The organism is Xanthomonas hortorum pv. cynarae (assembly GCF_002939985.1).
GTDB lineage: Bacteria > Pseudomonadota > Gammaproteobacteria > Xanthomonadales > Xanthomonadaceae > Xanthomonas > Xanthomonas hortorum_D.
Genome location: NZ_MDFM01000003.1, coordinates 206,907 through 229,683 on the forward strand (window position 1 = coordinate 206,907; position 22,777 = coordinate 229,683).

At 64.2% G+C, this 22,777-nt stretch carries 14 protein-coding genes and 2 pseudogenes; 8 read left to right on the forward strand and 8 right to left on the reverse strand.

Annotated elements, in window-relative coordinates; translation table 11 throughout:
- Positions 1-230: 230 nt before the first annotated feature.
- Positions 231-1,529, forward strand: coding sequence for a diguanylate cyclase (locus XcyCFBP4188_RS03635; RefSeq protein ID WP_167393495.1), 1,299 nt, complete (start codon positions 231-233; stop codon positions 1,527-1,529).
- An 86-nt stretch (positions 1,530-1,615) separates the two neighbouring features.
- Here the strand turns inward: XcyCFBP4188_RS03635 and XcyCFBP4188_RS03640 are convergent, their stop codons facing one another.
- Positions 1,616-2,923, reverse strand: coding sequence for an MFS transporter (locus tag XcyCFBP4188_RS03640; protein WP_104591635.1), 1,308 nt, complete (start codon positions 2,921-2,923; stop codon positions 1,616-1,618).
- A 577-nt stretch (positions 2,924-3,500) separates the two neighbouring features.
- Between XcyCFBP4188_RS03640 and XcyCFBP4188_RS23750 the strand changes: the two are divergent.
- Positions 3,501-3,736, forward strand: a pseudogene (locus XcyCFBP4188_RS23750) (hypothetical protein).
- Positions 3,737-4,017: 281 nt separating this feature from the next.
- Here XcyCFBP4188_RS23750 and XcyCFBP4188_RS03645 read toward each other — a convergent pair.
- From XcyCFBP4188_RS03645 to XcyCFBP4188_RS03660, 4 genes are read right to left on the reverse strand one after another with little or no spacing between them, the layout of a single operon-like run.
- A complete protein-coding gene (locus XcyCFBP4188_RS03645; protein WP_167393496.1) occupies positions 4,018-4,296 on the reverse strand; it encodes a hypothetical protein in 279 nt (92 codons plus the stop codon).
- Positions 4,286-6,634 carry an FdhF/YdeP family oxidoreductase gene (locus XcyCFBP4188_RS03650; RefSeq protein ID WP_104591637.1) on the reverse strand — a complete coding sequence of 783 codons (2,349 nt, stop codon included), beginning with the start codon at positions 6,632-6,634 and terminating at the stop codon, positions 4,286-4,288. The genes XcyCFBP4188_RS03645 and XcyCFBP4188_RS03650 overlap by 11 nt, the downstream gene beginning before the upstream one ends.
- The gene (fdhD, locus tag XcyCFBP4188_RS03655) at positions 6,631-7,476 is read right to left on the reverse strand and encodes a formate dehydrogenase accessory sulfurtransferase FdhD (RefSeq protein ID WP_104591638.1); all 846 of its coding nucleotides are present in this window, start codon (positions 7,474-7,476) and stop codon (positions 6,631-6,633) included. The genes XcyCFBP4188_RS03650 and fdhD overlap by 4 nt, the downstream gene beginning before the upstream one ends.
- Positions 7,477-7,482: 6 nt before the next feature.
- Complete coding sequence (locus tag XcyCFBP4188_RS03660; RefSeq protein ID WP_104591639.1) at positions 7,483-9,159, reverse strand: OFA family MFS transporter; 1,677 nt, start codon at positions 9,157-9,159, stop codon at positions 7,483-7,485.
- A 396-nt stretch (positions 9,160-9,555) separates the two neighbouring features.
- Here XcyCFBP4188_RS03660 and aptA point away from each other — a divergent pair, with 396 nt between their 5' ends.
- The 6 genes from aptA to XcyCFBP4188_RS03690 all read left to right on the forward strand — a co-directional run bounded on the left by aptA (position 9,556) and on the right by XcyCFBP4188_RS03690 (position 20,658).
- On the forward strand, positions 9,556-10,920 hold the full coding sequence (gene aptA, locus XcyCFBP4188_RS03665; protein WP_167393497.1) for an omega-aminotransferase AptA: 1,365 nt from the start codon (positions 9,556-9,558) through the stop codon (positions 10,918-10,920).
- 125 nt (positions 10,921-11,045) lie between these two features.
- Positions 11,046-11,900: a plasmid replication/partition related protein gene (locus XcyCFBP4188_RS03670; RefSeq protein ID WP_104591641.1), complete on the forward strand. Its 855-nt coding sequence runs from the start codon at positions 11,046-11,048 to the stop codon at positions 11,898-11,900.
- Between the two features lie 292 nt (positions 11,901-12,192).
- Positions 12,193-13,497: a DUF445 domain-containing protein gene (locus XcyCFBP4188_RS03675; protein WP_104591642.1), complete on the forward strand. Its 1,305-nt coding sequence runs from the start codon at positions 12,193-12,195 to the stop codon at positions 13,495-13,497.
- Positions 13,498-13,704: 207 nt separating this feature from the next.
- Positions 13,705-17,799: a CHASE domain-containing protein gene (locus tag XcyCFBP4188_RS03680; RefSeq protein ID WP_104591643.1), complete on the forward strand. Its 4,095-nt coding sequence runs from the start codon at positions 13,705-13,707 to the stop codon at positions 17,797-17,799.
- Between the two features lie 33 nt (positions 17,800-17,832).
- On the forward strand, positions 17,833-18,825 hold the full coding sequence (locus XcyCFBP4188_RS03685) for a response regulator (protein WP_006449714.1): 993 nt from the start codon (positions 17,833-17,835) through the stop codon (positions 18,823-18,825).
- A 402-nt stretch (positions 18,826-19,227) separates the two neighbouring features.
- Positions 19,228-20,658, forward strand: coding sequence for a DHA2 family efflux MFS transporter permease subunit (locus tag XcyCFBP4188_RS03690; RefSeq protein WP_006449715.1), 1,431 nt, complete (start codon positions 19,228-19,230; stop codon positions 20,656-20,658).
- Positions 20,659-20,718: 60 nt separating this feature from the next.
- Here XcyCFBP4188_RS03690 and XcyCFBP4188_RS03695 read toward each other — a convergent pair whose 3' ends face one another.
- From XcyCFBP4188_RS03695 to XcyCFBP4188_RS03705, 3 genes and pseudogenes are all read right to left on the reverse strand, one after another.
- Positions 20,719-21,141: a hypothetical protein gene (locus XcyCFBP4188_RS03695; protein WP_006449716.1), complete on the reverse strand. Its 423-nt coding sequence runs from the start codon at positions 21,139-21,141 to the stop codon at positions 20,719-20,721.
- Positions 21,138-22,124, reverse strand: a complete 987-nt coding sequence (acuI, locus tag XcyCFBP4188_RS03700; RefSeq protein ID WP_104591644.1) for an acrylyl-CoA reductase (NADPH) — start codon at positions 22,122-22,124, stop codon at positions 21,138-21,140. Before acuI ends, XcyCFBP4188_RS03695 begins: the two co-directional genes overlap by 4 nt.
- Before the next feature lie 115 nt (positions 22,125-22,239).
- A pseudogene (locus XcyCFBP4188_RS03705) lies at positions 22,240-22,777 on the reverse strand (IS5 family transposase); the annotation flags it as partial.

A 22,777-nucleotide genomic window follows, 5' to 3' on the forward strand; every position in this document is an offset into this window, starting at 1 on the left:
GCGACGTGTCCCGCGAGCGGTGAGGACACCGCGCCCTCGACCCACGCAGCGTTTGATCTGGATCTCATCCGCCAAGATGCGGCCGACAAAACCACTGCACTCACTGACAGGCGCTCGCTCGCTAGGTTTTGTTAGCCACTCCTAGTCTTCGCCACTTTGAGACGAAGCACTCAAGTTTTGGCGAGCAGAGCCGTTAGCTGGTATGACGGTTCGATCCGCACGGCCAACCGATGTCCCCAGGCACCTTACATCGCAATAGTGAAAGCGCAGTTTTGCCGCAACGCGTGTTGCTGGTGGAAAACTCGCGCACGTTCACCAGCATGCTGCGCGAAGCCATCGAGCAACGCGTGGAACTGCCCGTGACGGTTGTCTCGACCCTGGCCGAAGCGGCGCGCGTACTCGACGAAGAAGATGGTTGGTTCCTGGTCCTGACCGGGCTGGTGCTGGTGGATGGCGACCGCGACAAGGTCGTGGAATTTTTCCTCTCGCGCAAACTGCCCACCGTGGTGGTCAGCGGCGTCTACGACGAGGATCTGCGCCAGCGCGTGCTGCAGCAGCAGATCATCGATTACGTGCTCAAAAATGCGCCAGGTGCGATCGAATATCTGGCCTGGCTGGTGCAGCGCCTGGAGCGCAATCGGCGTATCGCCGCGCTGGTGGTGGACGACTCCTTGTCTGCGCGTACCTATGCCGGCGCATTGCTGTCGATGTACGGCTACCGCGTGGTGCTCGCTGCCGATGGTGCCTCCGGCCTGCAGGCGATCGAGCGCGACCCCGGCATTCGACTGACCATCGTCGATCAGGAAATGCCCGGCATGGAAGGCGTGGAATTCACCCGCCGGCTGCGTGCGATCCGCTCACGCGACAAGGTTGCCGTGATCGGCATTTCCGGCGACAGCGATTCGTCGCTGATCCCGCGTTTTCTCAAGAACGGCGCCAACGACTTTTTACGCAAACCATTCTCACGCGAAGAATTCTTCTGCCGCGTGTCGCAGAACGTGGACCAGCTGGAACTGATCGGCACGCTGCAGGATCTGGCTACCCGGGACTTCCTCACCGGCCTGCCCAACCGGCGTTATTTTCTGGAACAGAGCCAGCGGGTGATCCCCGCCTTGCTGTCGCAGGACCAGACGGTGACTGCGGCCATGGTGGACATCGACCACTTCAAACATATCAACGACACCTGGGGCCACGAAGCCGGCGACCAGGCATTGCGTGCGGTGGCCGCCTCGGTCTCCGGGCATGCGCGGCCGCAGGATCTGGTAGCGCGCTTCGGCGGCGAAGAATTCTGCCTGCTGGTGCCGGGGCTGGATGTCGCCAACGCCAGCGACTATTTCGAAACCTTGCGTGAGCGCATCAGCGCCTTGCGCGTGCGCGTGGGCGACGAAACGCTGAGCATGACGGTCAGCATCGGCGTATGCATCGCCAGCGAAGGCGACCAGTCGCTGCATCATCTGTTGAACGAGGCGGACAAGCACCTGTATCTGGCCAAGGCCGGCGGTCGCAATCAGGTCCGTCTGGCAGTCTGATCGAGGCCGGCTGAGCCGCGCAGCAAGCGCCTGCCGGCATGCAATCAAGCATGATCGATAGCGCTTCATCGCGCGCCAGCGCGCTCCTACACGAACGGATGTGCCTGGCTGGAACGGCGCCGCATCGCACGCGCCGCGATCAACGCCAACAGACTCAGCACCGCAGCGCCCCCCAGATACTGCCCGACCGCCTGCACGCCATAACGTGCGGCCAGTTGCGTGGCCACATACGGTGCCGGCGCCGCACCCAGAATGCTGGCCAGATTGAACGACAACGAGGCGCCGGTGTAACGCACCTCGGTGGGATACAACTCGGCCAGCAGCGTGCCGCAGGGGCCGTAGGTCAGGCCCATGAAAAAGAAGCCCAACCCCAGGAAGATCAACACCTGCAACGGATGATTGGCCTGAAACAACGGCGCAAACGCCAGCCCGAACGCAATGATCGCGATGCTGGCCAGCATCATCGCCAGCGGTGCACCATGGCGATCACCAAACTTGGCCGAAAGCGGAATGCCGATCGCGAAAAAGACGATACCGGCCATCTGCAGCAGCAGAAACTGCTCCTTGTCGTAACCCAGCGTCTTGGTACCGTAACCCAGCGCGAACACCGTCATCAGATAGAACAGCACAAAGGTGGCGAACGCACCCAGCGTGCCGATGATCAAGGCCGGCCAGTGCTGGGTGATCACCGTGCCCAATGGCAGGCGTACGCGTGTCTTGTGGTCCAGGGTCTTCTGGAAATCCGGTGTCTCGGTGATGCTCAGGCGCACCCACAAGCCGGTCAGCACCAGCAATGCACTGGCCAGAAAGGGCACACGCCAGCCCCATTGCATGAACTGCGCATCGTCAAGCACTGCGCCCATGCCCAGGAAGGTGCCAGTGGACAATAGAAAGCCCAGCGGCGCCCCCAACTGCGGAAACATGCCATACCACACGCGTTTTCCCGGCGGCGCGTTTTCGGTAGCAAGCAACACCGCCCCACCCCATTCGCCGCCCAAACCCAGGCCCTGTCCGAAGCGGCACAACGCCAACAGCGCGGGCGCAAACACGCCGATCTGCGCGTAGCTGGGCAGCAAGCCGATCGCCACCGTGGACAAGCCCATCGTCAGCAGCGCCGCCACCAACGTGGCCTTGCGCCCGACCCGATCGCCAAAGTGGCCGAACACGGCCGAGCCCACCGGCCGCGCGACAAATGCGACGGCGAATGTCGCCAGCGACTGTAGCATCGCGGCGCTGCCATCGCCGGCAGGAAAGAACAAGGTGGGGAACACCAGCACTGCGGCAGTGGCGTAAATATAGAAATCGAAGAACTCGATGGTGGTGCCGATCAAACTGGCGAACAGCACGCGCGCAGGCGAATTGATGGGCGAGGCGAGCGGCGCGGCGGCAGTCATCGTTGATCGACATCCAGACAAGACAAGACGGCCGATTCTGGCAGATTGCCGCGACGGTTTGCGCGGACCAACCGGCCTGGGAAAAGTTACAGGCGTGACCGTCCGCTTTGTGGCAGCAGGGCTGTGAGATCTCGGTTGAAGCGGTGGAGGAGTGCGGATAGATCACTTGCAGAGCGGATGATCTTCGGCTTGGCTGCAGGGCCCCTCGCCCGCCCAGCATCGTGGGACACGCGGAAAGTTAGGAGCGTTTGGACGATGCAGATAGATCGCTTGTAGAGCCAATGATCTTCGGCTTGGCTGCAAGGCCCTTGCCCGCCCAGCATCGAGGGACACACGGAAAGTTAGGAGCGTTTGGACGATGCAGATAGATCACTTGTAGAGCCGATGATCTTCGGCTTGGCTGCAGGGCCCTTGCCCGCCCAGCATCGTGGGACACACGGAAAGTCAGGAGCGTTTGGACGATGCAGATAGATCGCTTGTAGAGCCGATGATCTTCAGCTTGGCTGCGGGGCCCTTGCCCGCCCACCATCGCGGGACACGCCGCAAGTACGTCCATGTAGGCTCTTACGCGGCATCCATGCCGCGTAAGGTCCCGCGACGGTGGGCGGGCAAGGACCTGTCGAGATGGTCGGTGTGCATGGCTTTCAACAAAGCGACCAGCAATCTTTCTGGTGCGGTGCCCTCGCCGATTGCGGGACCTTGTGGCGGCATGGATGCCGCCACCGAGCCTACATGGACGTACTTGCGGCGTGTCCCGCGAGCGGTGAGGGCACCGCGCTCTCGACTAACCAGGCTTTTGACGTAAGCATTTGACTGCATCGAACGACGAGACGACTCGAAATCTCGGTCGTCTTGAAGTATTTGCACTTGCGGATAGATCAGTTCTAGAGCCGATGATCTTCAGCTTTGCTGCAGGGCCCTTGCCCGCCCACCATCGCGGGACACGCTGCAAGTACGTCCTTGTAAGCTCTTACGCGGCATCCATGCCGCGTAAGGTCCCGCGACGGTGGGCGGGCAAGGACCTGTCGAGATGGTCGGTGTGCATGTTGAGAAAGTCGGTGTGCATGGTTGCATGCAAACAACCAGCAACTTTCTTAGTCAACGGGTGGCGCTTGCGCCGTTTCGCGCTGCGCATGCGCTGCCAACCCGGCAGGCGTCAGCAGCGCGAATTGCCGCTCGCCGCGGTCTTCCACCTGGATCCAACCCGGACCAGGTTGGCCATCAAGACTGGCGCTGCCCAGCCAGGCCAATGTGCGCAGCAGCACGCTCATGCGCACGCACAATTGCTTGCACAACCGCGCCAGCGACACGCCGTCGGGCGTGTCGGCCAGCGCGGTGAGCAGCTGTGCGGTGAGCTGTGGATCAGCGGACAAGCACGGCCCCGATATCGCGCGATGCGGCATCCGCAGTTTCGGCGCGATGCGGCAGCACGATCACCGGAATCGACTTGGAGGTCGGCGTACGTGCTTCGTCGGCGAAACTGGACAGCGGCACCAGCGCGTTGGTTTCCGGGTAGTAGGCCGCCAGACAGCCGCGCGGGATGTTGTAGTCAACCAGCAGGAAGCGGCGCGCCTCGCGGTGTACGCCGTCTTCGCACAGGCTTTCCAGGTCCACCCAATCGCCAGCCTTCATGTTCAACGCTGCGATGTCGGCGCCGTTGATGAAGAGCACGCGGCGCTCGCCGAATACGCCGCGATAGCGATCGTCCAGGCCGTAGATGGTGGTGTTGTATTGATCGTGCGAGCGCGTGGTGGCGAGCGTAAACACCATCTGGTCGCTGTGGCTGCGACGTGCGCGATGGATCGGGTTATCGGTCGGCACTGCGTGCGGCTTGAACACTGCGCGCTGCTCGGGCGTCACCCAATGGCGATCGCGCGCAGTGTTGGACAGACGAAATCCGCCCGGCGTGCGCACGCGCTGATTGAAGTCGGCAAAGTCCGGGAATACCTGCGCGATCAGATCGCGCACCCGGTCGTAGTCGCCTACCAACCAACGCCAGCGGATTGCACTGCGCGCACCCAACGTCGCCTCGGCCAGGCGCGCCACGATCGCCGGCTCGGACAACAGGTCAGGCGAGGCCGGCGGATTGATGCCGGCCGACAGGTGCACCATGCTCATCGAATCTTCCACCGTCACGCCTTGCGAGCCGGCGTCCTGGATGTCGATTTCGGTACGGCCCAGGCACGGCAGGATCAACGCATCGCGGCCATGCACCAGGTGGCTGCGATTGAGCTTGGTGGTGACATGCACGGTGAGTTCGCAATTGCGCAGCGCGCGATGCGTGGCATCGGTATCCGGCGTGGCGGCGGCGAAATTGCCGCCCATCGCGAAGAACACCTTGCCGCGCCCGTCCAGCATCGCCTCGATCGCACCGACGGTGTCGAAGCCGTCTTCGCGCGGCGGCGCAAAGCCGAACACCGATTGCAGCTTGTCCAGGAAGGCGGCCGGCGGTTTTTCGTAGATCATCATCGTGCGGTCGCCCTGCACGTTGCTGTGCCCGCGCACCGGGCATACGCCTGCGCCGGGGCGGCCCAGATGGCCGCGCAGCAACAGCAGGTTGGTGATCATGTGGATGGTGGCCACCGAGTGTTTGTGCTGGGTGATGCCCATGCCCCAGCAGGCGATCACGCGCTCGGCGTTGAGATAAATTTCGCCGGCCTTGCGCAGCGCCGCTTCGTCCAGGCCGGACTCTTCGACGATGGTGTCCCAGGCTTCCGCATGCACATCGGCAGCGAAGGCGTCGAAGTTGGCGGTGTGCTCGGCGATGAACTCCAGATCCAGCAAACGCGGCGTGCCATCGCGCTGTGCCTGCGCATCGCGCTCCAGCACGTGCTTGATGATGCCCTTCATTGCCGCCAGATCGCCGCCGATCTTGAGCTGGAAATAATCCGAGGCGATGCGCGTGGAGCCGTTGTGCAGCATCTCCAGCTTGTCTTGCGGGTCGGCGAATTTCTCCAGCCCGCGCTCGCGCAGCGGATTGAATGCGGCAATCGCCGCACCGCGCTTGGAGGCCTGGCGCAATTCGCCGAGCATGCGCGGATGATTGGTGCCAGGGTTCTGGCCGAAGATGAAGATGGCATCGGCCAGTTCGAAGTCGTGCAGCGACACCGTGCCCTTGCCCACGCCGATCTGCGAGCGCAACGCGGTGCCCGAGGGCTCGTGGCACATGTTGGAGCAGTCCGGGAAGTTGTTGGTGCCGAACTCGCGCACGAACAACTGATACAGAAACGCCGCCTCGTTGCTGGTGCGCCCGGAGGTGTAGAAGATCGCCTCGTCCGGGGTCGCCAGGCCATTGAGGTGACTGGCGATTTGCGCGAACGCATCGTCCCAGCTCACCGGTACGTAGTGATCGCTGGCCGCGTCGTAACGCATCGGGTGGGTCAGGCGGCCCTGCCCTTCCAGCCAGTAATCGCTGTATTGCGACAACAGGCTGACGCTGTGCGCGGCGAACAACTCGTTGCCGGCGCGACGCGCGGTGGATTCGGCCGCCACGGCCTTGGCGCCGTTCTCGCAGAATTCGAAGGTGGAGGTGTGATCGCGATCGGGCCAGGCGCAGCCGGGGCAGTCGAAGCCGTCCGGTTGGTTGGCGTGCAGCAACGTCTTGGCGCCCTGCACCGCGATGTCCTGTTCCATCAGGTGCTTGGCTACCGAGCGCAATGCGCCCCAGCCGCCGGCGGGATTGTCGTACTGCTGGATGGTTTTCTTGCTCATGCGGGCTCTCCCACGCCAACGCCCAGATCCAGGCGCTGCGGATGGCTGTAAACGACACAATCGTGATCGCGGGCAAACCCGATCAGGGTCAGTCCCGCACTGTCGGCCAGGCTGATCGCCAGCGCGGTCGGTGCCGAAATCGCTGCAAGCAGCGGAATCCGGGCCTGCGCGGCTTTCATGGCCATTTCGTAACTGGCGCGGCTTGTGACAACCGCAAACCCTTGCGCTGCATCGACGCGGTCACTCGCCAAGGCACCTATCAACTTGTCCAGCGCGTTATGCCGGCCAACGTCTTCGCGCACGTAACGCAGAACACCCTGCGCATCGGCCCAACCGGCGGCGTGCACGGCACCGGTCTGCGCTGCGATCGGCTGCTGCGCATGCAATGCATCCAACGCGCGCGCCAGAGCATCCACATCGATCTGCAGCGAGGATTGCAGCACCGGCGGCACACGCAATACCGCTTCGATGGATTCGTTGCCGCACACCCCGCAACCACTGCGTCCATCCAGATTGCGCCGCCGCTGGTCCAACGCGGCGGCGCGCTCGGGCGGAATCTCGATCTGCAACGAGGCGCCTTCCAGAAACGTCTCCACCGCAATCACCCGCAAGTCTTGCGGATGATCGACGATGCCTTCGCTCAACGAAAACCCGAGCGCGAAATCCTCCAGGTCCTCCGGCGTGGCCATCATCACCGCGAACGGCACCCCGTTGTAATTGAAGGCGACCGGCATTTCGGCCGCCACCATGTCCTGCACCGTGGCGCTGCGACCGCCGCGGTGGCGACGGACCGTGCGCACCACACTACCGGGGCGCACGGAGCGGGCAGACGAAGTGGTCATCTCATCTCAATGAAACAGCACGAAGGCTTTTTGCAGCGTGACCCAGATACCGAACAGCATCGGGATACCGACCGCCAGCAACGCAAACGCCACCAGTGCAGGATTACCGCCGTGCCCGATGCGCGCCATTTGCTCGGGCGGCAACACGCCATGCCCGCTGCGGTCCACTTTTTCGTGCGCCAGCTGCTTTTCCCGCGCCAGCTCGTCGGGCGTCATGAAGTGGCGCGCGGCCACCGGACGCACCAACAGATTGCAGATCAGACCGAGCACCAACATGCCGGCGAGGATGTACATGGTGGTGTTGTAGACCTGTGACGGCGGGCTGCCGTGCGCCAGCTGGTACTCGCGCATATAGCCGACGACCACCGGGCCAAGGATGCCGGCGGTGGCCCAGGCGGTCAGCAGACGGCCGTGGATGGCGCCGACCATCTGGGTACCGAACAGGTCGGCCAGATACGCCGGAATGGTGGCGAAGCCGCCGCCGTACATCGACAAAATGATGCAGAAGATGCCGGCAAACAGCGCGATGCCACCCACGTCACCGGCCGACGGCGCAGCGGCGTACAGGCAGATGCCGAGCACGAAGAACAGCGTGTAGGTGTTCTTGCGGCCGAGCTTGTCGGACATGCTGGCCCAGAAGAACCGGCCACCGATGTTGAACAGGCTCAACAGACCGGTAAACCCGGCGGCAATGGCGGCGATGCTGGCCAGCTGGGTCGGATCCAGGCTGCCGAAGCCGACGTCCACGCCGATCAACCGGCCGCCGAACACTTCCTGCAACATCGGCGAGGACATGCCGATCACGCCGATACCGGCCGAGACGTTCAGGCACAGCACGCCCCACAGCAGCCAGAACTGCGGGATGCCCCAGACCTTGCTCACGTGCACGTGGTTGGCGGTGATCATGGCGTTGCTGCTGGCCACCGGTGCGGTCCAGCCAGCCGGCGTCCAGCCGCTCGGCGGGACGCGGTAGCCGAACGCGCCGGCCATCATGAAGACGAAGTACAGGGCCGCCATCACCAGGAAGGTTTCCATCACGCCCACCGAGGTCGGCGTGGCGAAGTGGCGCATCAGCGCATCGGCCAGCGGGCTGCCGATCATCGCGCCGCCGCCGAAGCCCATGATCGCCATGCCGGTCGCCATGCCGCGGCGGTCGGGGAACCACTTGATCAGGGTCGACACCGGGGAGATGTAACCCAGGCCAAGACCAATCCCGCCGATCACGCCCGAGCCCAGCCACAGCATCCAGATCTGATGGAAGTGGATGCCGGCGGCCGAAATCACCAGCCCGCCGCACCAGCACAGCGCCGAGACCACACCGGCCTTGCGCGGGCCGGCGCGTTCCAGCCAACCGCCCCAGATCGCCGCCGAGCACCCCAGCAGCACGAAGAACAGCGTGTACATCCACTGCAGCTCGCTGATCTTCCAGTCGCAGGTGGTGGCGACCATGCGCGCGAACAGGCCCATGTCGGCCGGGCACGCGATCGCCTCGGTGATGCCCAACGCCTTGGACAACGGCAGCCAGAACACGCTGAAGCCGTAGGCCATGCCGATACACAGATGGATCGCCAGCGCTGCCGGCGGAACCAACCAACGATTGAACCCCGGACGCGCAATGATGCGCTCCTTGGATAGCAGACCGGCGTCTGCGCTGGCTGTCGCCACGGTGGACCCTTGTGTCATTCCGTTCCCCAAAAAATACGATGAGTGCGATGTAGAGCGACCGACAAACGACTGCGCGAAGAGTGTGTCAGCGGCCCCGAATACGATTGATGGCTGCGATCGATTGGCGTGTTGCGATAAGGGCAGCAGCGACTACCAGGCCCAACAGGCAGTCGTCTGGCGCATCATCGGCGATCACTGGATCTTTGCAATGCTTCGACCCAGCCCCATACCCTGCCCGCGTCCCGCCACAGCCCGCGCCACAAGGCATTCCCGGAGGTTAGCGGCCGACGCTGCGACTAATTGACTAGTCCTTCCAGTCCGCGCGACGCGTGTCGCGGAATCGGCGTCGCAATCGGGCATTCCCAGGGGTGACGGGCGACGCGACGCCTGCCGTACAGTCATGCCATCCCCGCGATGGAGCCTGCAATGCACGACCACCCGCTGAGCGACCAGGCGCATGCGTTACAGGCACCCTCGCAGTTGGACGCGTTCTGGATGCCGTTCACCGCCAATCGCCAGTTCAAGGCGCGCCCGCGCCTGCTGGCATCGGCAGCCGGCATGTACTACCGCGATGTCGACGGCCGCCAGATCCTGGACGGCGTCGCCGGCCTGTGGTGCTGCAACGCCGGCCATGGCCGCGAGCGCATCGTGGCGGCGATCCGCGCGCAGGCCGGCACGCTGGATTTTGCGCCGACCTTCCAGATGGGCTCACCGCTGCCGTTCGTGCTGGCACAGCGGCTTGCCGCGATCGCACCGCCGGGTCTGGGCCATGTGTTCTTCACCAACTCCGGCTCGGAGGCGGTGGATAGTGCAATGAAGATCGTGCTGGCCTATCACCGCCTGCGCGGCGAGGGCCAGCGCACCCGCTTCATCGGCCGCGAGAAGGCGTATCACGGGGTCGGCTTCGGCGGCATGTCGATCGGCGGGCTGCCCAACAACCGCAAATGGTTCGGCCCGCTGCTGGCCGGCACCGACCATCTGCGGCACACGCTCGATATCGAACGCAATGCCTACTCACGTGGCCTGCCTGCGCACGGCGCCGAGCTGGCCGACGATCTGGAACGGCTGATCACCTTGCACGACGCCTCCACCATCGCCGCGGTCTTCGTCGAACCGGTGTCCGGCTCGGCCGGCGTGATCCTGCCGCCGGAAGGCTATCTGCAGCGGCTGCGCGCCATCTGCGACCGCCACGGCATCGTGCTGGTGTTCGACGAAGTGATCACCGGCTTCGGCCGGGTCGGCGAGGCGTTCGCGGCGCAGCGCTTCGGCGTCACCCCGGACCTGATCACCGCCGCCAAGGGCCTGACCAGCGGTACGGTGCCGATGGGTGCGGTGCTAGTGGCAGATACGATCCACGCTGCCTTCATGGATGGGCCGGAAGCGGCGATCGAACTCTTCCACGGCTACACCTATTCCGGCCACCCGCTGGCCTGCGCCGCGGCGATCGCCACGCTGGACACCTACGCCGAAGAACATCTTTTTTCACGCGCGATCACGCTTGGACCGCAGTGGGAAGACGCGCTGCACAGCCTGCGCGGGCTGCCGCACGTGATCGACATTCGCAACGTTGGCCTGATCGGCGCGATCGAGCTGGCACCGCGCGACGGTGCGCCGGGCGCACGTGGCTACGAGGTGTTCGAGCGCTGCTTCCACGACGGCGGCCTGCTGGTGCGCGTCACCGGCGATATCATCGCGTTGTCGCCACCGCTGATCGTCACGCCCGAGCAGATCGGGCAGATCGTCGAAACGCTGGGCAAGATCCTGCGCAGCATTGCTTGATGACAGCGGCTCGATGACAGCAGCGTAAGCGCCCGCGTGTAGCGTCCGGGCGCGTCGCGGTCAAGCGCGCAAAGCCGGTGCAGGCTCACTACAATGCCGGCCCCGCACTTCCCCGCAGTTGCCGCATGAACATCGTTGTCAAAGAAGAACTCAAGGCCTATATCGACCCGCTGACGCCCGACGAACACGAAGCGCTGGAACGCAGCCTGCTGGCCGAAGGCTGCCGCGATGCGCTGGTCCTGTGGGGCGATGTGCTGGTGGATGGCCACAACCGCTACGGCATCTGCCAGAAGCACGGCCTGCCGTTCCAGACCGTGCAGAACCCGCGCTTCCAGTCGATGCAGGACGTGCATCTGTGGATGATCGAGCAGCACCTGGGCCGGCGCAGCGTGTCGGACTTCCAGCGTGGCGTGCTGGCGCTGCGCAAGCGCGAGATCCTGGCTGCGCGCCAACGTACCCAGCGCGATGCCGACGCCGCTGCCGAAGCGCCGGTGGTCGGAGATGACCAGCCCGACACCGGCCTCGATGACAGCGCCGCACGCAGCACTGAAGACAGCGACAGCCCACCGTGGGAAGAGACCTCCACCCCGGTCAGCCGCGCCGAGCTGGCGCGCGAGGCGCGCCTGAGCAACAACCAGGTGGTGATGATCGAGCGCATTCACAAACAGGCCGCCCCGGAAGTGGTGCAGGCGGTGCGGGCCGGTGAGATTTCGATCAGCGCCGCCGCCGCCGTGGCGACCTTGTCCGAGGACGAGCAACGCGCCGCCGCGCAGGCCGGCAAGGCCGAGCTCAAGCAGGCCGCCAAACGGGTGCGCGATGCCAAGCGCAAACCCAAATCCGACGAAGCCGAAGGTGACGAAGCCGAACGCCGCGATGTGAAAGCGCTGCAGCGCCGCGTCACCGAGCTGGAAAACGAAAACGCCGCGCTACTGGCCAAGGTAGCCGCGCTGCAGTCGCAGCTGGAGCGTCTGCGCGGCTGAGCGCACGACAGACCGCAGCGCGTCACCCGTAGGAGCGCACCTGGGCGCGATGAGGCTTTCCCGATAACACCATCGCGCGCAAGCGCGCTCCTACCGAACCCTCACGCCGCAATCGCGAACGGCAAACCGCCCGCAACCGATCGGTGCAACCACCCGTAGGAGCGCCCTCGGGCGCGATGAAGCTTTCCCGGTAACGCCATCGCGCCCGAGGGCGCTCCTACGCCGACGCCAGCAGCGTTGTCAGGCATCGCCGTGGACATGCCATCCGCACGCGACTGGGTACACTCAGGGCATGGAACCAAGCGTCAGCACTCCCCGCCCCAACGATCCCCGTCGTGCCCAGCTGCAGCGCATGAAGCTGTTGGCGGTGGCCCTGTTGCTGGCCATGTTTGTCGGCTTTGTCGTCAGTCACCTGATGGGCGAGCAAGGCATCTGGGCCTGGGTGTCGGCCTTTTGCGAGGCGGCCACGGTCGGCGCGCTGGCCGACTGGTTCGCGGTGGTGGCCTTGTTCCGCCGTCCGATGGGCCTGCCGATTCCGCATACCGCCATCCTGCCGCGCGGCAAGGACCGCCTGGCCGACGGCCTGGCCGGTTTCGTGCGCGACCAGTTTCTCGCCCCCGATGCATTGATGGACAAGCTGCGCGTGTTCGACCCGGCCAGCCGGCTCGGCGAATGGCTGGCCAAACCCGAGCAGGCCCGCATGCTCGCGCAGATGGCGCGCGGCTGGATGCAGCAGGCGCTGGAGTTGCTGGACGAAGAAGCCGTGCGTGGCGCGATCCAACGCTTCGTCGTCGACCGCCTGCGCAAATGGAATGCCGCCGCCACTGCCGGCGATGTGATGGCGCTGCTCACCACCGACGGCCGTCATCAGAAGTTGCTGGATGAAGTCCTGCTGCGGCTGGGTGAATGGCTGGACCAGGAACAGGTCAAGACGCGTGCCTCGGCGCTGATCGTGCGCTACGCACGCCGCGAGTGGCCCAAGCTGGTCGGCACGGTGAACTGGGTCAAGCCGATCGAAGAGATCGGCGACAGCCTGGCCGACCGCATGGCGCGTGCAGCGATCGAAGAACTGCAAGACATTCTCAAGACGCCCGAGCATCCAATCAGGCTCGACTACGAAGCGTGGCTGCAGCGCTACATCGCGCGCCTGCGCGACGAGCCGGAAATGGCCGTGCGCGTGGAAGAGCTCAAGCAGCGCGCGATCGAACACCCGGCGCTGCAGGAGTATGTGCAAGGCCTGTGGGGCGAGATTCGCGATGCGCTGCGCAACGACCTGGCGCGTGAACAATCGTCGATGGCCGCGCATATGGAGCGCTCGATGCAATCGCTCGGCCAGGCGTTGTCGTCGGACCCCTCACTGCGTGAAGCACTCAATCAGCATATGTTGCAGGCTGCTGACAAACTCACCTCGCGCTTGCGGGTCTCGGTGACCGAACATATTGCATCGACGATGAAAAGTTGGGACGAACGTCACCTCGTCGAACAATTGGAATTGGGTGTCGGACGCGATCTGCAATACATTCGGTTCAATGGAACGCTGGTTGGTGGATTGATTGGCCTTGCTCTTCATGCGCTGTCGATCTGGCTTGCGTTCTGATGCACTGGCAGTGACCTGATCACTCACTGACAGCTGCCCAATCACGGCCAGCCGCTGACGGCCACCTATTATTTACCGGCCACCAATGGCACGTTGCAGCACCAGGGGAGTGCTGCACGGACTGGATCATCTTCAAGCGGTACCACGAGGCCGACCTCGCTGTCGGCCAGGACACTGGGCACGCAACAGCAAGGCAAAGGAAACAAGATGCCGAATGGCCGCTGGGATCTGCGCAGGAAGTACGGGCGCCGTACCTCGATCGGTGCACTGCTGATTCTCACCGCAGGTTTGATCGCCGCCATCCTGACCGGGCTTGCGGTGCATCGGCATAACGAACTCGAGCGTGAGCAGCGTTTCAACGATGTGGTGCGCAACCTGTCGCGCAACATCAGCGAGCGCATGTATACCTTCGAACATGGCTTGCGCGGCGCACGCGGCGCGGTGATCGGCGCAGGCAGCGGGCTCATCAGTCGCGATCGCTTCACCCAGTACAGCCGCTCGCGCGATTATTCGCGTGAGTTCCCCGGTGTGCTGGGTTACGGCTATATCCATCGCGTGGCGCCCGCCGACGAAGCGGCCTTTCTGCAGGCTGCGCGTGCAGACGGTGCGCCCGATATCCATCGTCGCCCGTTGGCGCCCTGGGATGGCGAACGTTTCATGGTGCTGTATTTCGAACCCGAATCCTCGGGCAACCGGCCGCTCGGGTTGGACATCGCCTCCGAGCCGCGCCGGCGTGCCGCTGCCTCGCAGGCATCGCGCAGCGGTGAGCCAATCATGACCTCGCCGGTCTCGCTGTCGGGGTATCGCATTCCCAGCGAAAGCGGATTTCTGGTGTTGCTCGCGGTCTATCGCGAAGGCATGCCGCTGCAGACGCCGCAACAACGCATGCTTGCGACCACCGGCTGGGTCTACGCGCCTTTCAGCGTCGAACAGATGGTGCAAAGCACGCTGGGCGAACGCGACGACGTTGCGCTGGATCTGTCCGACAGGAACGAGCCGACCCACACGTTCTATCGCAGCGGCACGCCGTCGAGCGACAGTGCGCGTCGTCCGCCGATTGTCCAGTTGCTGCCGATCTATGGGCGCACCTGGATCATCACCGCCCACCCCACTGCCAGCTTTCTCGCCTCGCTCCATCAGACCTCGCCGTGGTTGATGGGTAGCCTGGTAATGGGTGGCTCGGTGCTGTTCGCCGCGCTGCTCTGGCTGTATTTCAGCAACGGATTGCGCCGCGAAGAAGTGCTGCGCAAACAGATGGAACTGGCTGCACTGGTCAGCAACTCCAGCGAAGCGATCGTTGCCGAAACCCCGGATGGACGCATCACGCACTGGAATCCGGCTGCCGAGACGATGTTCGGTTACAGCTCGGAAGAGGCGATCGGCCGCACCTTGGCAACGCTGTTGTTGCCGCAACCGTATGCGGTCCCGGAAGTCGAACACCCCGACGAGCCACATCCGGTGATGACCTCTGCAGCGCAGATCATGCGCCACCGCGATAGCCACGCAGTCTATGTACTGGCCAGCAAGGCGCCGATCCTCGAAGGCGACGACACCCTCACCGGGCATTCGCATTTCTTCCGCGACATCTCCGAGCGGGTACGCTCGCACCAGCGCATCGTCGAACTCAATGCATCGCTCGAACACCAGGTGGCCGAGCGCACCAGCGAGCTGGTGAAATTCTCCGCGCTGCAGCGCGCGATTCTGGCGCATGCCGGTTACGCCATCATCGCCACCGATTCCAGCGGCTTTGTCACGCTGTTCAATCCGGCCGCAGAAAAGCTGCTGGGCTATCGGGCCGACGATGTCATCGGCCGACGCAAGGCCAGCCAGTTCATCGAGCCCGCAGAACTGCAGGACCGGGCGCATCTGCTCTCCGACCAGACCGGCACACCGGTGGCGCACACCTTGGAAGCGGTGGCCGCGCTGACCAGCCTCGGCCGCAGCGACACCAGCGAATGGACCTACGTCAGTCACGAAGGCCGTCACCTGCCGGTGTTGCTCACGCTGAGCACCTTGCGCGACGACAACGATCAGGTGATCGGCTACCTGGGCGTGGCGGTGGATCTCACCGAGCAGAAACTGCACGAAAAACAGCTGCGTCTGGCGATGGACGCGGCCAAGAGCGCCAACCAGTCCAAGTCCGATTTCCTGGCCAACATGAGCCACGAAATCCGCACCCCGATGAACGCCATTCTGGGCATGCTGTATCTGCTTCAACGCAGCGAGCTGCCTGTTGCGGCGCTGGACATGGTCGCCAAGATCGATCGGTCTGCACGCTCGCTGCTGGAGATCATCAACGACATCCTGGATTTTTCCAAGATCGAAGCCGGGCGCATCGATCTGGAGCGCGCACCGTTCGACCTCAACCAGCTGTTCGACAATATCGCCGACCTGATGCGTTCTTCGCTCAGCGCCAAGCCGGTGGAAATGATTGTCGAACCGTTGCCGCGCGACAGCCGCTGGCTGCTCGGCGATGCACTGCGCATCAATCAGGTGCTGGTCAATCTGGTCGGCAACGCGATCAAGTTCACCGAACAGGGCGAGGTGGTGCTGTCGGTGCGGCGCTTCCCCAGTGGCGACCCGAACAAGCTCAAGCTGTTGTTCTCGGTACGCGACACCGGCATCGGCATTTCCAAGGAAAAGCAGAGCCTGATCTTTTCGCCGTTTCTGCAAGCCGACACCTCCACCAGCCGGCGTTACGGCGGCAGCGGCCTGGGCCTGACCATCAGCCGGCGCTTGATCGAATTGATGGGCGGCGAGCTGGAAGTGGAAAGCGTGCCCGGCCGCGGCAGCGAATTCTATTTTGTGGTGACGCTGGAAAAATCCCCACCGCCGCAGGCACAGCGCGAGTTGCCGACGTTGCCGTTGGAGTCGATGCCACGCGTGCTGATCGCCGACGACCACGATGCGGCGCTCAACAATCTGGTGCGTATCGCCACCGAACTCGGCTGGCGTGTGGATGCGGTGGCCAACGGCCAGGCCGCGTTGCAGGCGATCGAACAGGCCAGCGAGCCTTACGACATCTTCCTGCTCGACTGGCGCATGCCCGATATCGATGGCGTGGCGATCGCGCGCCAGATACGCGCACGTGCAACACCCGGCCCGCATCCGGTCATCGTGATGGTCACCGCGTACGAGCGCCGCCTGCTGGAGCAACATCCCGAGCAACAGGGTCTGGATGCGGTGATGACCAAACCAGTGACCAGTGCAGCGCTGCATCGTCTGGTGGAACAACTGTTCGAAGGGCGCGCCGCTGCGCGCGCCGCCACACCCGCTTTCGTCGCACGCCGGCTGGAAGGCGCGCATCTGTTGCTGGTGGACGACAGCGAGATCAACTGCGAAGTGGCACAACGCATTCTCGAAGGCGAAGGCGCCATGGTCACCGTGGCGCACGATGGCGAGCAGGCCATCAACACGCTCAAGCGCGCGCCGGATCTTTTTCATCTGGTGCTGATGGATGTGCAGATGCCGGTGGTGGACGGCTATGAAGCCACGCGACGGCTGCGGCAGATCCCTGCCCTGGCCAGTCTGCCGGTGATTGCGCTCACGGCCGGTGCGTTTCGTCCGCAACAGGAAAAAGCACTGGAAGCCGGCATGAACGGTTTCATCGCCAAGCCCTTCAACGTGGAGGAACTGATCGCTGCCATCCGCCATTTCCTGCAGCCTGCACTGCACCGCATTCCCGCGCTTGCCCCGCAGGCCGAGCTGCACGCCGGCCCTGAGTGGCAACACGCCGATTCGGAGCTATTGGATGCGGCGCGCGCACGCAGCCTGTGGCGCGAACGCGAGCCGTATGCGCGTTATCTCCTCAAACTGCTACGCGACAATCCGGACCCGGCCGAAACCGCCGCCGAGCATCTGCGCAACAACGAACTGGCCGCCATCGGTGCGCTGGCGCACAAGCTGCGCGGCGCAGCAGGGTCGCTGGCATTACCAGCGCTGGCCGGTGCCGCCGGCGATCTGGAAAACCGCATCGATGAAGGCCACGACCTCACCTCGGCGTTGACTGCGCTCAAAGACACCATGCAGCGCACCGCCACCGCGATCCATGCCTTCCTGCAAGGCAGCGAGGACGACGACGTCATTGTCGACGATGGTCTTGCGCTGGACGACGACAGCGTGCAGATCCTGCAGGCGGCGTTTGCCAGCGACGATGCCGACAAGATCGACCAGGCGTTGCTGATCTGCACGCCACAGTTGCCGGGTAACTTGCAGCAGGAACTGCAACGCGCCATCGAGGATTTCGACTTCCGTCGCGCCGAAGCCACGTTGCGCGACTGGCAGGCCACTCACTTCCGCTGACCGCCGCACGCGCCGGTTCGCAAGGATCCATCCATGCCGTCCCGTCCACTGCTCTGCGTCGACGACGAATCCAGCAACCTGGCGACCCTGCGCCAGCTGCTGCGAGACGATTTCCCGTTGGTCTTCGCCAAATCCGGCGGCGAGGCGCTGGATGCGGTCAGCCGCCACGCGCCGGCGCTGATCCTGCTGGATGTCGAATTGCCCGACATGGATGGATATGCGGTGGCGCGCACGCTCAAGCAGCAACCCTCCAGCACCACCATCCCGATCCTGTTCGTGACCTCGCGCAGCAGCGAGCAGGACCAACGCGCGGGGCTGGAAGCGGGCGCGGCCGATTACATCAGCAAGCCCTACTCGCCCGCGCTGCTCAAGGCGCGCATCGCCACCCAACTGAAGCTGGCAGAAAATGCGCGCCTGGCCCAGCAGTACCGCGATGCGATCCATCTGCTCGGCACCGCCGGCCAGGGACAGGACGCCGACACCGGCGCGCATATCTGGCGCATGGCTGTGTATGCGCGCGTGCTGGCCGAAACAGTCGGTTGGTCCACGCAACAGGCGCAGCTGCTGCAGGACGCCGCGCCCCTGCACGATGCCGGCAAGATCGCCGTGCCCGGCAGCATCCTGCACAAGCCCGATGCGCTGGACGAATACGAACGCTCGGTGGTGCTGCAGCATCCGCAGATCGGCCACGATTTGCTGCGTCACGGCCGCGGCCCGGTGTTTCAACTGGCCGCAGAAATCGCGCTGCATCATCACGAATGCTGGGACGGCAGCGGCTACCCCAAGGGGTTGGCCGGCGATGCCATTCCCGAATCCGCGCGCATCGTGGCGGTGGCCGACGTCTTCGACGCGCTATGCGGGCGGCGCGCCTACAAGGCCCCATGGACGGTGGAAGATGCCGTGCGCAAGCTGGAAAGCATGGCCGGCAAACAACTGGAACCGCGCCTGGTGCAACATTTCCGCGAGGCCTTGCCGCAGATCCTGCAGATCAAGGACGCCTGGGACAGCCCGGCTGTACAGCGTTGATTTGAAGTTGGCTGTCTTCCGCCGGACCCTCACCCCAACCCCTCTCCCGGAGGGAGAGGGGCTTTGCGATCCCTTCTCCCATCGGGAGAAGGTGGCGCGCAGCGCCGGATGAGGGTACGGCCAGCCAGGGTCGGTCAGCCAGGCGCGCCATTTAACTGCTCGCGTACTGCGTGACCATCAGCCGCCTTAGCCGCCAACCTCTGCATCAACACCGACACCCGCCATCCAACACCCAAACCACCACATCTACATCACCACACACGCACTGTTACCCACGTGCGCTTGAACCCCGCCCCACACGAGCGGACAATGCGCGTGTTGCGCCGCACAACACCGTGCGACGCGGGCCGATCCGGTTGCCGTCTGCGGCGCCAGCGATGCGACCCCGCAACCGAGAGTCCGATGCCCTCCAGCGTGTCCGAGGCCGGCGCCCTGCCGCCGCCGCGTTATCCCGATTACCGCATCATCTCGCTGATCCTGGCCTGCGCCATTTTCATGGAGCAGATGGACGCCACCGTGCTGGCGACCGCGCTACCGACCCTGGCGCGCGACTTCGGCGTCGCCGCGCCGGCCATGAGCATCGCCATGACCAGCTATCTGCTGGCGTTGGCGGTGCTGATTCCGGCTAGCGGCGCCATTGCCGACCGCTTCGGCCTGCGTCGCGTCTTCGGTGCATCGATCTGGGTGTTCGTCGGCGGCTCGATCCTGTGTTCGCTGGCCGACAGCCTGCCCACCATGGTCGCCGCGCGCGTGCTGCAAGGCGCCGGCGGCGCGATGATGGCCCCGCTCGGCCGGTTGATCCTGTTGCGCACCGTCGAGCGCCGGCATCTGGTGTCGGCGATGGCCTGGACGCTGGTGCCGGCCTTCATCGGCCCGATGCTCGGCCCACCGCTGGGCGGGTTTTTCGTCTCGTATCTGGATTGGCGCTGGATCTTCTACATCAACGTGCCGATCGGCATCGCCGGCTTTTTGCTGGTGCGCCGTTTCATCCCGGAGATTCCCACCGAGTCGGCCCCTGCCCGCTTCGATCTGCGCGGTTTCGTGCTGTGCGGCACCGCATTGGGCTGTCTGTTGTTCGGCCTGGAAATGGTCAGCCAGGAAGACGGTATCGGCAAAGCGAGTTGGCTATTGGCAATCGGCGGCGGCGCGGCCCTGGGATATCTTTGGCATGCACGCCACCACCCTGCCCCGCTGCTGGATCTGAGCTTGCTGCGCATCGACTCATTTCGGCTGTCGGTGATCGGCGGTGCGCTGATGCGCATCACCCAGGGCGCGCATCCGTTCCTGCTGCCGCTGCTATTCCAGATCAGCTTCGGCATGAGCGCCGCGCATAGCGGGCGCTTGATTCTGGCCACCGCGCTCGGCGCGTTGTTGATGCGCAGCATCACCCCGCAGTTGCTGCGCCGCTTCGGCTATCGCAACAGCCTGATCGGCAATGGCGTGCTCGCCAGCCTGGGCTACATGGTGTGCGCTTTTTTCCGGCCCGACTGGCCGCAGGCCCTGATGTTCGGCCTGCTGCTGTGCTGCGGCGCCTTCATGTCGTTCCAGTTCGCCGCCTACAACACCATCGCTTACGAAAACGTCCCCGCATCGCGCATGAGCCGCGCCAGCAGCCTGTACACCACACTGCAGCAACTGATGCTCTCGGTGGGCGTGTGCGCCGGCGCGATGATCCTCAAACTGGCGATGCTGGCCGGCGACCATCTGCAACCGCAGCAACGCGATTTCTCGCTGGCGTTCTGCGTGGTGAGTCTGATTTCGCTCAGCGCCACCTGGTGGCATGTGCGTTTCGACAAGGATGCCGGTCAGGAAATGAGCGGGCACCGCGCATAGCGCGCGTGATGAACGTGGATTCGCCTGACAACACCCCACCGGGTGTTGTCAGGCATGCACTCAGCGCGCGTGCTTGTTTCGGCGCTGTGCGGCATCGGCACGTGTCACCAGCAGGAACGCCAGCGGAAAGCCGACTTCGATCGCGACCGCCGAAAAGATGCCTGCGTTGACGTGACCGGCAGCCCACTCCGCAACGCCCAGCACTGCCAGTAGCAGGCACGCGGTGACGAAGCCTGCGATCACCGCCCGGCGGCCCGGCGACGGCGGCGCGTTTCTCACCAGGACCAGCATGACGCCGATGGCGGCATACAGCGGCGCGGCGCGGCGGCCGACCAGGCCCAGCGCATCGCTGTCGAACGCGACGCCCCAGTTGGCCAGCATGGTCGCAGGCGCAAGCAACCAGGCGGCGCCCAAGGCGAAAAGCAACAACGCCGATAACGTGGCCAGGGAGCGGAACGCACGTGACGCGGTGGGCGTGCTCATGCGTTCACGTCCACCACAGTGCGCCCCTGCACCTTGCCTTCCAATAGCTGGACAGCACTCTGCGGCACCTCGGCCAGGCCGATGGTGTGGATCGTCGTTGCAAGCTTGTCCAGATCCAGATCACGCGCCAGACGCGACCAGGCCTGCACGCGCACGGCTTGCGGCGCGTTGACCGAATCGATGCCGGCCAGGGTGACATTGCGCAGGATGAAAGGCAGCACCGATGCCGGCAGTTGAACGCCTTGCGCCATGCCGAAGGCGGTGACGACGCCGCGATACTGCGTCTGCGCCAGCGCGTTTGCCAGCGTGTGGCTGCCCACCGCATCCACCACACCGGCCCAGCGTTCCTTGCCGATCGGCGAACCGGGCTCGGACAAGCTGGCGCGGTCGATGATCTCGGCGGCGCCCAGGCTGTGCAGATACTCGGCCTGCTCCAGGCGGCCGGTGGAGGCGAGCACGCGATAGCCCAGGCCCGACAGCAAGGCAATGGCGACCGAACCGGCACCGCCGTTTGCGCCGGTGACCAGGATGTCGCCGCGTTCGGGTGTCAGCCCGCCGTGCTCCAATGCCAGCACCGCCAGCATGGCGGTGTAGCCGGCAGTACCAATCGCCATCGCATCGCGCGTGGAAAATGCGTCCGGAATCTTGACCAACCAATCGCCAGGCACCCGCGCCTTCTGCGCGTAGCCGCCATGATGGGTCTGACTCAATCCCCAGCCATTGGCCAGCACACGATCTCCTATCGCAATGCCTGGATAAGTGGATGCCTGGACCACGCCGGCAAAATCGATGCCCGGAATCAAGGGGAAATTGCGAATGATCGGGCCACGCCCGGTGACTGCCATCGCGTCCTTGTAGTTGACGGTGGAGTAGTCGATAGCCACCGTGACATCGCCCGGCATCAGGTCGTCTTCATTGAGCTGGACGATGCTGGTAGCAACCATCTCGCTGATTTGATTGGCGAGTAAGGCATTGAAGGTCATAGCCTTCTCCTTCGGATTGAAGCCACGCGCGTGACTGCGCGCGGCGGTGCATAGCAACGGCGTGCAGTCGCTGCGATCGCCGCTGCCGGTCTATGCGATATGTAACTAGGGCCTGTTAACACATCCGAAGCCCATCAACGACTAGGACGAAGCTGAGGAATCCAAGGAACTTGACATCCAGCTTCTCGAAGCGCGAGAAAATCCGGCGGTAGCCTTTCAAGCGACGGAACAGTCTCTCTACTTCGTTGCGCCGCTTGTACATCTCCCGGTTGTATTCCCAAGGCTCGACCCGATTGGATTTCGGTGGAACCACCGGAACGAAGCCAAGATCGAGCGCCAACTGGCGGGTTTCGTTGCCTTCATAAGCACGGTCCATCAACAAATGAATCGGCCGCTCCACTGGCCCGAGGTGTTCAAGCAACGCGCGGCCTGCAGGTGCGTCATGCACGTTGCCAGGCGTCAATCCAAAGGTGATGGCTGTTCGAGCATCTGCGGCAACCATATGAATCTTGGTGTTCCATCCACTGCGGGACTTGCCGACGGCCTGCGGGCCGTTTTTTTTAATGTACCCGTGCCATCGGGATGGACCTTGACGCTGGTGGAGTCCAGCGAGACTGCTTCGATTTTGATGCGCACGATCTGGGACTTCTGCA